The organism is Candidatus Fukatsuia symbiotica (genome assembly GCF_003122425.1).
Taxonomy (GTDB): domain Bacteria; phylum Pseudomonadota; class Gammaproteobacteria; order Enterobacterales; family Enterobacteriaceae; genus Fukatsuia; species Fukatsuia symbiotica.
This window is the reverse complement of sequence record NZ_CP021659.1, coordinates 615,683-631,047: the sequence shown is the minus strand read 5'-3', so window position 1 is coordinate 631,047 and position 15,365 is coordinate 615,683. Positions and strand designations below refer to the sequence as shown.

Annotated in this window: 7 protein-coding genes; 3 read left to right on the top strand and 4 right to left on the bottom strand. The window is 41.5% G+C overall.

Features of this window, described 5'->3' with window-relative positions:
- The first annotated feature begins 201 nt into the window (after positions 1-201).
- The 3 genes from CCS41_RS02935 to CCS41_RS02925 are packed head-to-tail and all read left to right on the top strand — an operon-like array spanning position 202 to position 7,668.
- A complete protein-coding gene (locus tag CCS41_RS02935; protein WP_119797182.1) occupies positions 202-6,114 on the top strand; it encodes a TcdA/TcdB catalytic glycosyltransferase domain-containing protein in 5,913 nt (1,970 codons plus the stop codon).
- A 17-nt stretch (positions 6,115-6,131) separates the two neighbouring features.
- Positions 6,132-7,256: a hypothetical protein gene (locus tag CCS41_RS02930; RefSeq protein WP_162859972.1), complete on the top strand. Its 1,125-nt coding sequence runs from the start codon at positions 6,132-6,134 to the stop codon at positions 7,254-7,256.
- A complete protein-coding gene (locus CCS41_RS02925) occupies positions 7,201-7,668 on the top strand; it encodes a hypothetical protein (protein WP_162859971.1) in 468 nt (155 codons plus the stop codon). The genes CCS41_RS02930 and CCS41_RS02925 overlap by 56 nt, the downstream gene beginning before the upstream one ends.
- A gap of 96 nt (positions 7,669-7,764) precedes the next feature.
- Here the strand turns inward: CCS41_RS02925 and CCS41_RS02920 are convergent, their stop codons facing one another.
- The 4 genes from CCS41_RS02920 to CCS41_RS16370 are packed head-to-tail and all read right to left on the bottom strand — an operon-like array spanning position 7,765 to position 15,303.
- The gene (locus CCS41_RS02920; protein ID WP_119797180.1) at positions 7,765-8,073 is read right to left on the bottom strand and encodes a hypothetical protein; all 309 of its coding nucleotides are present in this window, start codon (positions 8,071-8,073) and stop codon (positions 7,765-7,767) included.
- Between the two features lie 11 nt (positions 8,074-8,084).
- Positions 8,085-9,413: a calcium-binding protein gene (locus tag CCS41_RS15550; RefSeq protein ID WP_240313832.1), complete on the bottom strand. Its 1,329-nt coding sequence runs from the start codon at positions 9,411-9,413 to the stop codon at positions 8,085-8,087.
- The gene (locus CCS41_RS16375; RefSeq protein ID WP_240313831.1) at positions 9,407-9,685 is read right to left on the bottom strand and encodes a hypothetical protein; all 279 of its coding nucleotides are present in this window, start codon (positions 9,683-9,685) and stop codon (positions 9,407-9,409) included. Before CCS41_RS16375 ends, CCS41_RS15550 begins: the two co-directional genes overlap by 7 nt.
- A 14-nt stretch (positions 9,686-9,699) precedes the next feature.
- A complete protein-coding gene (locus CCS41_RS16370) occupies positions 9,700-15,303 on the bottom strand; it encodes an FG-GAP-like repeat-containing protein (RefSeq protein ID WP_240313830.1) in 5,604 nt (1,867 codons plus the stop codon).
- Between the last annotated feature and the right edge of the window lie 62 nt (positions 15,304-15,365).

The window sequence follows — 15,365 nt, the reverse complement described above, 5'->3', positions numbered from 1 at the left end:
GCATAGAATTGGTGTAAATTACGTGCAGAATGAATTCTTTTTATTCTAAATCAATTCCTTGCATAATAAATTCCGCTGTATTAACCCTGCCTTTTTCTTAAAACTTATTCGAAGTCTCTATGAGCGACGCCTAGACGCGGGAAAAATTGTGTCACATTGATTACCCCAATAATATTAAAATTACAATCAGAGAATCAAAATATGGAACGTTTAACAATAATCAATGAATTAGCAAAAATAAAAAGAGAAGATCTTTCTTACAACGATAACATATTATATAAAAACTTTATCGATGCAAAAGAAAAATATGAAATAATCACCCCCGCAGTGACTACAAAACAAGAAATGATACTATTATTAAAGATGATTAATAGTATCTATCAAAGCATTTCCATTATATATAAAAATGATACACTTCTAAATAATAAATCACTTAAAGATTTGTTATTATCTCGCACAGAGAGACTTATGGAACTTGTAAATAAAACCTTACATTTTATTTGTCTTGGCAAGATAGAAGATATCCAACGGGAATATATCAACTTATGGATACAGCAAAATCCTGATTATAATATAAAAATATGGACTGACAATACTACCTACTTGGCACGCGAACTTTCTACCTATCTGCAAAAACAAGTCAGTAAGGAAATACTCAATGATCCCCAAAAAAACCACACTGCTTTGTATAATACTTTTAAGAAACGTATTATTGATTGGCAAAATAAAGCCTATAAGTATATTAAACAACAAATGGAAAGCCCTACTATCAGAGCTACTTTCGATCAAGCGGCGCTGAATTTTTTAATCAACCATCATATCAGCACATGGGAAGAGATCGGCAATATCGATACAATCCATCATAGCAGTTTTATTTACGCTTTAGCCAAATTAAAACAAGACAATCCCGACACCATAATTTCTATTGAAAGTATAAACACAACGAATTATACAGCAAAAGAATATCAGATATATGTTAAGGAACTGGTTCTAAGAGGGAATTTGGCAGCGGCTATTGATATATTTCGTTTACTGATATTAAGAAAAGAGGGCGGTATTTGCCTATATACCGATGTATTGCCAGAAATTAATAAAAAATTGTTTATCAATATAATCAAAAAAACATCTAATGACCCTCAAGGGATGAGAGAACAAGCTACTATCGTCAGAACTATTCTTGATCAACTCATGGAAAAAAATAAAATTCCCGGGCGATTGGCGCTCATGGATAGCTATCAACTTGCCCCTATTGACTCACAGATTAAGCAAGCCATCGAAACCGTACTCACATTGGCGCAAAAAGAGCATATTCCGCTATTTGTGCCATTGGGAGAACTCAAAGTCGATGCTTATTTTCAATGTAGTTATACTAATGGCAGTAATCAAATACTTATCGCCCAAAAAAACAGCCTCTTTATTGAGAAGCTTTTGGTTAATTTAGAAAAAACACACCAGATAATTGATAACAAGGACTATAATATTAATGGCCTCTCAGAAAGATTGACATTACCAGAAAAAGTCAGCCCTCAACTTACCATATTGCTCCCTAAAAAGCGATTCAGTTTAAATGCCCACGCCTTAATAAGCTACCGGCACGATATCATGAGCCGATATGACCGTGTGACCCCTGAGCTGGCAGGTGTTTCTGCTTATGATCGTGCCTATTTCCAACTACTGAGCGATATAGATATCGTATCGTTTAAATATGACATGCCCTATAAATTTCAACACTTGATCAGCCCCCCTTTTATTCAGGCTTCTTTTTTAACTGAGGAATTTGACCAATCACGCCTTAGAGGGACAATGCGCTACCTTAATACTTTTACCCTTCATCCCCAATACCACGCCCAATATATTATACAACTTTATGACAACGACCCAATTTCTGAAGCAGCATGTCGATCCCTGTATTATCAAAACACTGAGCTTAATGCTTGGTACCGTTACGATAGAAAAAATAATCAGCTAAAAAAAGTAGAGTCAGCCGCTAACTTGCATCTAAAACATGAAACTCGCGTTACGTTAGTTGGTAATGGTAGTCTCATCGCTTTTTCAATGGATACAATAGCGCATATATTAGGCAAAAAATCTTCAAGAGGCGGATACGATAGAGTAAATAGAAAACAAGTCACCCTCCTTGGCTGTGGGTTGACTAACATGCTGCCCACCAACTCGCCTAAACGAGGAGAACTAAAACAAGGTATTATCAAACAACTCTATCAATCTCTTCGGTCTAATAATGTATTCGTTAATAGTATCATTGTTCAAGAAAGCCTGTTTACTATCGATGTAATGGGCCATCGATGGAGTGGTCAACTATTTTCTGAGCGAGGTCGATCCCTACACAAAATTGATTGGATCCCAACAAAAGTAGATGCTGTAAAAATTAAATTTACCCGACAAGATAATACCATAACATATGAATATCAATCTATTGAACAAGATGTGGCACGGCGTACTAAAGTGATTACACCCTTTGAAAAAGACGGCTTTCTGCTCACAGATACAATACAGCTTTCGACTATCTATATTACCGAACTCAGTGACTGGGTAACTGAGACTTCCGAAAAATTAGACGGATTAATGGATGAAGATATTGCTAGAAGCATTAAAACAGGTGCTTCGTTGAACACATCTCTGTTGATGAATAGCGAGAGTATGGTGCTGATAGCAGGTATGAGCGCAGGCTGCGGTGAAATTTTGATAGCTGATGGTCACTATCATAAAATCGCTATTTTGATGAAAATTTTGGAACAAACCCAGGAGAAGAAAACATACAAAGATTGGTTTGAGGCGCTTACTCTTACCTGTGGCAGAAAAAGACTCGAAGACCTGATAACCAGATTATTTGGCGATCCCCAAACCGCTTTTCTACGGCTGAAAAAACGTGTAACACATAATCGGTTTACTTTTTACCAATTTAATCTTAATGGTAATGCAGATCTTATTCTGCAAAGCAAACACAGTAAGGAAATGATTAGCAGAATTTATCTAGGCGATATTGATGATAGCTTACTTGTTGAAGACATGCGTGACGATGACAATCCAACCAAACTCAATAAGGTAACAGCAACGATTACTCAGCTCAACGCGGCTATCAATAAATTAAATCGGCAGCATACTATTCCTCTTCATTATTACTCTTTTTTCCAACGCCAAGATAAATCTGAACAACCTAATAATAAAAATACTCAATTGATGGAAAAATATGGTAATACTAAATATATACAAAAATACGAAAATTTTAATTTTACTCGTCTGCACCCCAATATCCATGTTATTAGTCGGTTCAATTTACGAATGAGACTCAAACGTACAGAATTGGCATTGAAAGATAAAAATCAGTCTTTCAGTAAGGACTGGGTAATGATATTCGCAGAGGTAAAATACAATCCAATCGGTTCAAAATATGTCATACCTTTCATTAATACTAAAGATTTCACTAGCGTAAAAGAATTGGAAGTTTCTGATAATTTTTTTGAGGAGTTACGTCAGTATTTAGATGATCAGACACAATCTATTGATCAGTATCATCAATTCGCACAAGGGCGAGTACGCCCTAAATTAGTGGGTAAGATAGGGGGGGCCGGTGGTATCGCCAGTGTCTATCATTCATTTTTGTCTGTATATGATGCTTTTCAACATGGTGTTAATCAGATACCAGGCGATTCTATGCTAGCCATAGCAGTACAGGCACATGTGTATATTTCTTTGATGGCAGACAGTAACAACCTAGCGAATACGCTAGGCACCGCGGGTGAGCTAACCCTCAAGGCGATAGCAAATCAGCTAAGAAATAGCGGTCATTTTGGCATCGCAGCGACGTCTCTCGGTAAATACAATACCTTATTGGCAAAAGGAAACTTGGCACTCAGTATCTTCAGTTTTGGATTGAATTCGTTTGAATTACTCCTGGCTGAAAATGAGACACAACGTAGTACTGCACTAACGAGAATGGCCTTTGATATCGTGAGTATTGTTTTGGGATGCGTCGGTTTAGTATTCACCTCCCCCTTTGCTGTAGTCGTCTTATTCGTTGTCGGTATCGCACTCGCCGTTGCGAGTTACTTCATATCACTCATGGTAGAGAGTGCCCTTGAGCGTATAGAGAAAGCCAAAGCCATCGGTCGTTATTTTAATAATATGAAAACAGGATGGATTCGGGGAGGATTCTATCTGGTTAAAGGTACATTAGTCCCCTATACAGGGACAGTTATCACGGAAATCAATTTAACAGATACTGATAATATGTTTGTCACCTTTGATGATAATGGGCAGAGAATGCTTAAAATGGCAGATACTTTTACCCAGATAACGCCTAAAGCTTACGCTAATCTAAGAGAATTATATGGTGTTGGCAAAAAGCAGGAAATCGTTGCATTGCAACAAGAAGATAATGATTCAATCACCTTAGTCTTACCTACAGCACCTGAAGCGACGATGGAGCCAAGGTACGATTCCGTCCTCTTTGTGCAACTCAGGGGAGATGCTGAATTTGACACCGAACGGTTTTTTGCTAAACAACCTGACTCCGGATTTATATTTGAAGACAAAGAAAAATATAGAGCTATTACCGCTCTGAAGTTTGATTATAAATATACCGAAATAAAAATTTTCTTGGGTACCACTCCTAAGTACAGGTTGATTGCTCCAGGGGCAGGGGAACATCAGCGAGTTATCGACAACACTTACAAAAAATATCTTCACTACAGGATTTATGCCCCAGAAGTAGGAAATACCTCTATTTTACTACTGTTGAATAAAGCACAAGCGGATATTACGATTGAATGCGAAAATAAAGCTGTGCAGTGGAATATCAATGCACACCACCTCACGGGTATTAAAACCAGTTTTCATGTCACTAATGAAGGATCTGTCCAGATCTATTTTGATCGTCTCGTGGATAGCGGTAACCGTGAACGCACTAGCGACAAAATAACGATAACCCTTATCCACCGTTATACCACCAAGACAACGATTCAACTGCCTGAAGGGACCTTCGACGTTAATTTAAGGGAGTGCCGTCTTATTCCTTTGATATTTGATGTCAGTATTATCCCCAACCTTGCTCAACAACGTGATAAAAAAAGCGCAGTGAAACGGCATATCGCCCAGAGTATTCAAGGCTTCGGTGAGACAAGAAGATATATCAATGTCAACGGGTTTACACCTGACCCTGACGAGCAGAGCGATGATCCCTGCATTTATGCCTTCGCACAAGACACTTTTCTCTATACTGCTAGCCACCAAAATACACTCTTTGCTGGTACGCAACGCAAAAACGTCCGGCTCATTGTCCCCTACGATGAATGTGCCTGGTACCAAGGTGATCTTGTTATACCTGCGATTGATGATCCCAATGTCATGTATACCTATGAAAATATTATTTGGGTATCAGAAATTGAAACCCATAGGTTACTACAAATTTATCTTCCTCTCTGTCATAGACCGACTATTACAAAAAACACCAATCACACAGAGGTATCACCCCTAACACTTAGCAAGAACATACTGCTCGCACAAGCCATACTCTTTGATCAAGAATACGTTTATAACGGTCAGAAAATCCGGATCAAGTATATGATTGATATATCAGATCCTGAAGAAAAACTTGCATTGATTGAAATAAATGGTTTACCCACAGAGATCAGGGATCAATTAACGAGAGATCGTGATCTCACCCACCTAATTCGTTTTATGGAAAGAACATTATCTAGCCGTCAATTTTCATTTCAGCACCAAAAGATCAATCCATGGCGGAGAGTGGGGCAGAATATTAAAGAACTGCGTAACGCTAAGACTGATACCACTATCAGCATAGGAAACAGGCTAATATGGGCTCTTAAAGACAGCATGGTAGTGACCGGAAATATATCAGCCAACATCAGTAACAGCATAGTGAATAATCCTGGCTACCTGATTAATCTTGCTGGCGTTTTTAAAGAATTTGAAGAGCCAGAAAAAATTGAAGAGTCTTCGGAACCTGAAGAGTCTTCAGAACCTGATGAAAAAATTGCAGAATGCAAAGAATCGAAAGAACCTAACGAGTTGAAAATCTCCAGAAAATCTGAGAAACATAAGGGATGTGCAACACCTAAAGCCCCATACAGGTGAATTACTTTTTCTGGAGTGTGGTTATTCCCCATAACGATCCGACAAATGATGATAAACCACTTCACGCACTTTATGTACAGAAAGATAACACCGACGCCAAGGCAATGAATCTAGCGGATTTCGGATTAACTAACGGTGAGGTATTAACGATAAAAAATGCCCTGATTACTACTAAACAGGGTTTTATTTACCAACTTTCTAATGACAGGATCCTCACCCTATCAGGCATAGAAAACGCTTTTATAGAAAACAACCGAGATTGGTCAATAGCCTTTGCCACTCATATAAAACAACTACAAGGATCCACGAGAAAAAAAGAAACGATTCAAATAGCGCTTCACCTTAGTATCTCTGGTTTGTTACAAGGTGATGAAAATCAATCGATTCCTTTGCTTGCTTGGTATGCCAAAGATAGTCAACATTTTGTTATATGTAAGACTGACCTGGGCCAAAACTTGACAATTTGTGGAATATCGGATGGCCTCAAGGGAGCGTGGATGCTGAATAACAAGGGCGTAAAGAACAAAGAAATTGGCTACGTACCTGTCATGAACGCCTCTTTATTACCCAGTCTTTTTACTGGTTCTGTTTTGCAAAATGAAGACTCGGTCCCGGCTGCCAACGTGCTAACGTTAGATAACATGTTAGGTGATGGCTTCATTAGTGCTCGAGTGAATAGAAAAGGAACAGTGATAGAAGGTGACATACAAGGTGTTACTTCCAAAGGGATCCTACTTAACATCAGCATGACGCATGATAACGAATTTAAAATAACATTAATTGCAGTCACTGATATTTTTACCGATGAATACCGTGGAGATCATTTAAAAACGGCCCTACACAGCCTTTGTCAAAACTATAGCTACAATGAAATGGTTATAGTGGCGTTACCAGATAATAAAAAAGGCTACTATCAACCGAAGAAAAATATACTTTTTATTCTTGCCAATGAGAAATACAACTACTTCGGTTTTGATAGTAAGAAAATTGAAGCTTATTTTTCACGCTGTGATGAACAGTATTTAATCAGAATCAACAGCCAGGGCCAGGACAAGCTCATAGATAACCAACAACACTGTTACCAACGTGAGGGGGGGGGTTATTACCCTAGATACGGGTTCTACCGTAACACTGTGTCATGATGCACATCTCAACATCGATGTGCCCAACCTGGTCATCTCGACATCTGTTGAGCAAACTGAAGAGGCTTCATTTAACTTTGAGTTCGCGTTATTTGACTACCCCATAATATGGTTGCTTCACTACGGTAAAGGCGCATTGCTTTGCCACATTTCTCCTGATATCGGTCCAGCAAATGTCAAAATCTCAAAACATAGCGATACTCTATGCGTGATTATCAGTAATACGCTAATTTTCATCGCAAATGTGTTTGAGTCTGTAAAACCGGCAGACAATGCCTATCATCATAAACTGAAACTGGTGTTCTCCCGTGAACACAGTATTTCAGTTAACGCTATGAAAGAACACTATCTCAGTGTTGCTGGCAACACCAATGATGGCCATATGATTATCCCACTGCCGGCTCTTGGCTGACATGACTACTCATGAGACCTCTTGCATAACTTGCTGTGTGGTGTGAATTCGGTTTTACATAAAAAAATTAAGGCGCTGGTGGTCAGCACCTGCGCCTTAATGCACCAGCAAGGGTACAGTTGCCCACAAGGTATTAATCTGTGCCCGTAAATTATGATTCTGCAATGAGGGCATACTCCCTTGTACGGAAGAAAGAGTAGACATCACACTGACCATTTGAGCAATATTTTCACCGCTTAGCTGGTATCCCCCTGCTTTTATGGTTTCTACTGAGTATTTTGGTTGGCTGTAATAGTTTTTAATCAGCACGCTTCCAGTCACTGTGCCATTATCGGCACCCCTAATCAGCACCTTGAGAGACTTATCCTGTTTTTCTAGCCATATTTTTTCTTTAGTGATGCTCACAGAAACAAATGCTAACGTATCTTCGCCACCACTTTCGGTGATGATATCGTGACCATCACCATTGGCAAACTGATAAATATCGTCTCCTTTGCCCGCTTCAAGGGTGTCGTTGTCTCGCCCCCAGACAGAATATCGTTCCCTAAGCCACCATAGAGGAAGTCAGTCCCCGTGCCCCCGTCAAGAATATTATCACCTTCTTCAACCCATAATATATCGTTGCCTTCACCTCCGTTTAGCGTATGATTTCTGCCACTATAATCTGCCACCATGTCGTCCCCAGCCAAGACATCCAGCTGGTTATTGCTAAGGGCCGTTCCATTATAAATTACGACTCGGTCATTACCTGCGGTAGCGTTCACCCGTCCAAGTGAGACTTGATTTGCGTCATCAACATATAATTCGATTACGTGGTGAGTTTCACTGATGAGTGATAAATGCCTGTGCCGCTCGTTTTTCATAAAGTGGCGAATACGTGTTTTAGGATACTGTGCTGGCTGATCACGATGACTGAGCACGACATCATCACCCTCTATTGCCAAACGGATGTACTTAACGGGAAAGGGTACCGATAAACTATCCCGCCGTACATTTTTAAAATTCTCTTCAGAGCCATCATAATTGTCGATAACGACTTCACGTTGAGGGTTTGTCCCCTTGATAAGATAAAGGTCAGCTCCTCCTTTCCCCATCAAGACATCGTTGCCTTCCTCGCTCAAAAATTGGTTTTTGTCATCATCGCCTTCTCGTCGATCATGATACGGGGTATCTGCGGTAAACAGTTGGATGAACTTTGGTAGCAAAATGATACTGTTACGACTTTTGCCACTCACAGTAATCTGCCCCTGATCTTGCTCATTGCGCGTAACCTGATGAAGCTGTATCTGCTTATTCTTCAATCCTAAAGTACGATTTTGCCAACCGCGATCCAGGTTGGGCTCATATTTCGCTATCAGTGTTGTGATCAACTGCCAGCTATTTTCTGGATCCTTAGCCACCTTCGACGGCCAGCCTTTTATCAAAAAACCATCACGGGTATACAGGAGAAAATCGTGTTGTAGTTCCTTTTGTTTACCGTTTGCAGCAGTAGCATACATATGGTGTAGCTCTAGTGTAGTCAGTGTATGATTATCGTTACGTAAGCTGATAACAATATGCTCCCCACGCAGCGTCACAGATTCTATTTTATCGGCTTGATAATCAATTAGAATATTGCTGATGTCTTCTGTGTTCCCTGTTTCCTGTAAACTGATTAAAACAGAGTGCTCCTGGTGATTTTGCAGAATACGATAGCTATCTGTGCCTGTGCCGCCTTTGGCCGTTCCCTCCGATAAAATCAACACATCATTGCCGCCATTACCGATAAGTACATCTCGGGATCCTGCCCGTTAAGCACATTGTTACGATGATTGCCGATCAGAATATCGCAGGTTTTACTGTGTCCTTGCGCATTTTCAATATTGCGTAAAATGGCTAGCCGTTTATTTTCGTCGATGACCATTTCAGTTTCTTTTATTTCACCTTCTGTTTTATTTTTCGCTATATAGCCGACATAGTTCGAGGCAAGATCGATCAAATACCCCCGTCCATCCGTAGGCTCAGCCGTTGCCATCACGATATCATGGTCACTCAGTGGGATAGGAGAGGTAGGATCTGTCCCCCATCGAGTAAACTCGCTTGACCTGATACCGGGCTTCCCATAAGTAAAAAACTGTCCGCATAGCGTCCACCGGTAAAGGTTTTTTTGCCGGAACCCACTTCAAAATAGTTACGTTGTTCCCAGGAGCCAGTCGCCGTATCATCACCTTCATCCAATTTGAACCAAACTATCCTATCCTGCTTACGTACAGCGACAAAGGAATGCGCGTTGACCTCTCCGGCCGTATTGAGCGACAACAATACTTTTTGGCCTGCTTCTCCTCGCGTGATCCCCATAATATGTTGCTGCTCTCGTATTGCCAGAAAATTGGGCTGATCATCGCCGTTTTCATCCCGCTCTCGACGGGTATGACCGTCAATCATTGTGCCAAACTGCCCATCAGCTTTCCCCTGGGCGAAGGTATAGCTGCCATCGTTGTTGACAATCACCAAATCTGCTCGACCATCTTCATCTATGTCATCGAGCTGTATCTGTGAAGTTTTAATCCCCATCACGCTGTTGAACATGTCGCCGAGCCGCTCACAAGACTGTGTGTTCAAGGCAGTAAATTTTTTCTGTCGATTACTACTGCCCAATAACGTGTGTATTTTTCCTTCTTCAGTGAATGAAACGATATCGTCACAACCGTCGCCATTGATATCAGCTACGCCTTGGTGCACATAATGGCCACTAAAAAACGCGAGAGGAATAGCAGGCACTATAACCGGTATGGGATCTGAATTAACTGTTTGTGCATGTATCCGCTGATAGAGATGCATTTGGCTTCTACTGAATGGCGTATTAAAGGGGGTTAGATTAGTCAACGAAAAGATGTCAGTAGAGATAGGGGTCAAAGGTTTCGGCGAAAGTAACGTGTTATAAATGCTAAATTTTCCGGAACTGGTACCGTAATAGATCCAAATCTTTCCACCACTAAACGACACCAAATCAGCATGGCCATCACCATCAATATCACCGCATACCGGCCCAGGATTTGTTAAATCGTTCAGAATATCTTGCGGCAGTGTTTGTCTGAAAGAGGAAAAACTCCCATCCTCTTGTGCCAACATAATGTTCAGAGTAGTCGTTGCCATCACGGATGAGTTCGAGGAAAAAATAATAATATCATCGCGCCCATCAGAGTTAATATCACCGACCAAAGGTCGTGGATGAGCAAAATCGCGCGCCCGAAAGGGCATATTTTCAATTAATTGTGCTTGACGATAAGCCCCATTTTCACCCGCGGTGAGCAGATAAAATCCCTGAGGAGCAAAGTAGCCAATATCCAGACGACCATCCCCGTTAAAATCCCCCATCAGCGCGTGATAATCATCACTCTCCAGATTTAATGCACTACTGAGCACCAGCGAACTCTCTCCCTTATCAACGACAAGCCGAGCTACCTGCTGCTGACGCCGACCGGTGAATTGTGCTCGCACCGCATTGCCGCTACCTGCATTCGCATCAATGGTATCATCGATACTCTGTAAATCATTTGGCGTATAAAATTGATAATTACTGTCTTGCAGATAGGTGTTAATAAACTCTTTTTGATTAAAATATCGACGTCGACGATATTGCGCATGCACGGTTTCACTTTCTTCAGGCCTAATGTTGTCTTTAATCACCTGATTGTCGATGTAATAGACCGTCGGATTGACATGCCTCGTTGTGGTATGCCTGGCAGGTTGCCCCATCAACCGCTTATAAGGATGTGCTTGTAGGGTGACCTGGCCACGGCTGTAGTAAAGGGTGCTGACATTACGACCATGATTGAGGAAGTGCATGGCGTATTGCTCTTGCTGGTCATTGTACTGTTGACGCACCTGATCTAATGTCTGTTGGTAGCTTGCTTCATTTGAAATAGTGACATCCAGCGGCCGATGCCAGAAAAGCAACCAGCCGCTGTGCAACGTCTGCATGAACGTTAGATTGACATGTTTTTTCAGCTCTTCAATCTGACGTATTGAAGAATAAATCTGTGAGGAGATAATCAGTATAAGCCCTGCCGCGAGCGCCACGGGTCCTGCCACTGTGGCTGCGGTTCCCCCTAAGGCACAAGCGATGGCGGTGCCGATACCCACGGCAGCCCCGATAACCGAGAGTGATCCACTGACAATCAAATCCTGTCGTTCTTTTTTGCCAGTAGTATGGGATAAAGCCGAAAACGACTCCTGTGCATTGTAAATATCGAAACCACTGCCAATCACACTTAATATTGGTCCACCAAATCTCACTATCTTTTGGCCTACCTTGAGGGATGACGGCTTCGAAGCTGAGCTGATGGCAGTTGATCCCACTGTTTTACTGGAATGCAATCCCGTTATCAATTTCTCTCCCAGTTTGTTCAAACCATACTGGGTGCCATCAATAGCCAAATTAGACAGTAAAGAAGCTGCTGACATCTCTAGACGAAATAACGCCTCCTGTCTCTTTGGATCCGATAATTCTTCATTTTCGAGTATTTCAAAATATTTTGTCAGATCATAGATGCCACGGGCGTAACCGTATCCCTGCATAGTTGATCCGCCATAATGGCTGAATCGATTAATATGCCGATACTTGTTTGCAGGCGCCTGGGTATTTAGCCTACCTACCGCTATGGCTACTCTGCTTGATGCTGAGCGATCGACGAGCACAGAATTACCGGTTGGTGCTGAATGTTCAACTCCCAGTGTCCTGTTTTGTTGTGGCGCTGTTTTTTGCCCACTGGTCGCTTGCCCCGGCACGCTAGGCTGCCCTGGTGCAGAGGGTTGCCCGGTCGAGATACTGTTACTGGAATGGGTGAGATAGTAATTAAGTCGTTCAAGATCAAAATGCATCCCTGAGGTTAACGTAATATCAGCTAGACTGGCAGCACTGATGGCATTACCTTCAATGGTTATCTTCATCTGATCCAGCAATTCGGCGGCGAGATCCACATCATGAGTAGGCAAAGACACCGCCGATTGTTGTAAATTGTCTGAAAAATTGTCAAATACTGTCCGTAACTTGTTGAGCACTGGCCAAGCCTCTCTCGCCTGCAGGAGGTTGATTTGGTAAATCTCGAATGCGTATTGACCATTGATTTTTTCCACGCCATAACGTTGAGCACGAGTTTGGTTGTTGGCCTGGTCATTTTCCTCCTCCAGGTAATCGTTGAGTAACGCCTTAAGTGCCTCGGCAGTTTTTGTGGCATAAACCCCACGAAGATGTACCTCTCCTATATGGGGATCATACAAATAATAAACATGTTGTTCATTCTCAACACGGATAGACAGCATCAGCACATGATTGGCTGTTTTTAACAAATAATCACCGACACCAGCAGTAAAAATAGAGACTGAAGAGCGGGTAAAAACCGGCCGTTTACTGATACCCGATTTCTTTAATTGATTGAAGGTTTGAGATAATTCCCTCGCTAACGTGATTTGCGAAAAGGAATAAGTCGGCATTCTATTAAAAAATAGTGCTCTGAAAAAACGTTTCGCATTGCCTGATGAGCGTGCATCAAGCCAAATCAAGCCGAGAGCCACCGCTTCAGTCCAGGTATATCCCATATACAAGCCGTGAATGGCATCGCTCGTTTGTGCCTCAATGTCAGGTAACCGCTTCGCTTTCATCCCTGCGTTTTGTAACGCTACTTCACCCGTTTTTTGCCTGCTGTACCAGGCTTCACTTTTTTCCAGTGCTACTTGCCCACTTAACGAACTGAGTTGAGAATGTATTCCTCCTAACTGCTTCAATTGACGAACCTGAACACTCCACAACCAATATTCCATTTCATTCACTGTGGTTAACATTAATCTTTGGACATCCAGCTCACCGTCACGTTGGAAAAAATCGAGAAGATCGGCACGCTGATTAGCATCCAGCGAAAAAAATGTTATTTTTTTAGGTGAAAAAGTCAGTTGATAAACCAGCTTCCTTGTCCGCTCCAAACGTGCTGCCAAAGTCATTTCCGGCGCAGTCACTTCTTTTTGTTGCGAGGGCTGGCTAGTACCTGTTGCTGGAGCAATAGGTAATCTGCTCCCTTCGACTTTCTGATAAAAAGTATCCAGGTCTAACGCAAGTTGCTCGGTGATTTGCTGCTTTAGAGATTTAACAGGGGTGACAGATGAAGCCTCATCTTGTGGGGAAATAGAAGATCCACTGAGTAAATCAGTGAATATTTTTTGTGTAATAGTGTCGGCCTGTTGTTCAACAAATTGAGCAGGTTTGCCTATTTCATAGGTATCATAATCAAGCAGGTGCTCGTTCACTTTTTCTTTTAGAAAGGGTGTGCTGACTTTCGGCAAAATGAGTGATTTTATCACTTGATCAATTTTATCATGCAGCTGTGCTATCGATTGTTGAAACACAGACTCTGTATGTATTAATTGTTGTTCTTCCTGTTGATCCATCCATTGTCGTAACGATAACACGGACGGATGAAGTGGCAGCAACATTGTCAGTCTTTTAAGTAGTGAGCTCATTTTTAAAACAGTGCCGAAAAGGGTACGCCGTAACATACTCGGAATAATTTTAGCCTGGATCTTTTCTGCAAAAATTCCCGCCAAAAATGTATCCAGTTTTAGTTGATCAGTGATTTTTTGTGTCAAAGATTCGGCTGTTTCGGCAGGAAGCACCTGTTTATTAAAATCGGATAAACGACCTCCAAGTGGAAACTGGTAAATAGCACGACCGAAGGTTGCTCTGTTACCCTTCTGATGAACAGAAATATTGGCAGGTAAAGGAATATTTGTCGGTAAATTTACCTTTTGTCGTGTCACGCTGTTTTGTATTGAAATAAACGTCGGCATTTCTAAAAGCACAAAAGGATTGTCTCCTGTGCCAATTGAGGCGACGGTAACAAAAAATTGGATACCTTCAGCTTCGTCTTTAAACTCAATTTGTTGTCCGGCTGTTGTTACCACTGTTTGTTGTAAACTTTTTTTTAGCTGTATTCGATAGTTACCTGTGCCAAAGAGTGGCTGGACGCTGAAATCTTCAGAGAGTGCCTCAGGGCCAACACCAGATAAATGTAAATCGAAATGACCCTTTGCAAAATCGACACGGGCAAAGGCAGTTTTTCCATCCAATAAAGGCATGGCAATCATACTACCCACATCCTCCTGGGCAAAATTTCGGTTTACTTTCCACCCGTTTTGTTGGCCATTGGGGGCAAATGTGCGTTCAATATGTAAAGGAACTAACGTATTGTTCAATAAGGTAGCTAACGATTTTCGAATAATTTCAGCTGCCTCTTTTTTTACAGTAGCAGGATGAGGGGCGATTTGGCTGATCATCTCCGCGAAATCGTTTTCATGTATCCGTGGTAACACGAAAAATTTGAGAATAGTTGCTACAGAGATACCTAGTTGAACTCGCTGTTCCCGATAAGTTTCGCTGGTGGCATATTGCACTGAGAGTAGATTACTTGGCGTATTTTGATACATGAAAACGTCTTGCAACACCCTCGCCAATTTGCTCTGCGGAAGCAGGGCGGTAACGATTTCTATTGTAGAGCCGAGTTGTTCCGGGCGTTGTAGTATGTCGATAAAAATAGTTTTGAGGGTATCCGAAGAAGGAGTAATTTGTTGAGGGAGTGGGGTATCTCGTTTTGCTGTCAGCATAATAATTCTCTCCGTAGATGATATGCTTCGCGTATTAATGGCAAACTCATGGGGTTTATTCA

What these genes read in the sequence shown, in the direction of transcription:
- CCS41_RS02935 (WP_119797182.1), top strand. Translation starts at nt 202, where the DNA reads ATGGAACGTTTAACAATAATCAATGAATTAGCAAAAATAAAAAGAGAA.
- CCS41_RS16370 (WP_240313830.1), bottom strand. Translation starts at nt 15,303, where the DNA reads ATGCTGACAGCAAAACGAGATACCCCACTCCCTCAACAAATTACTCCT.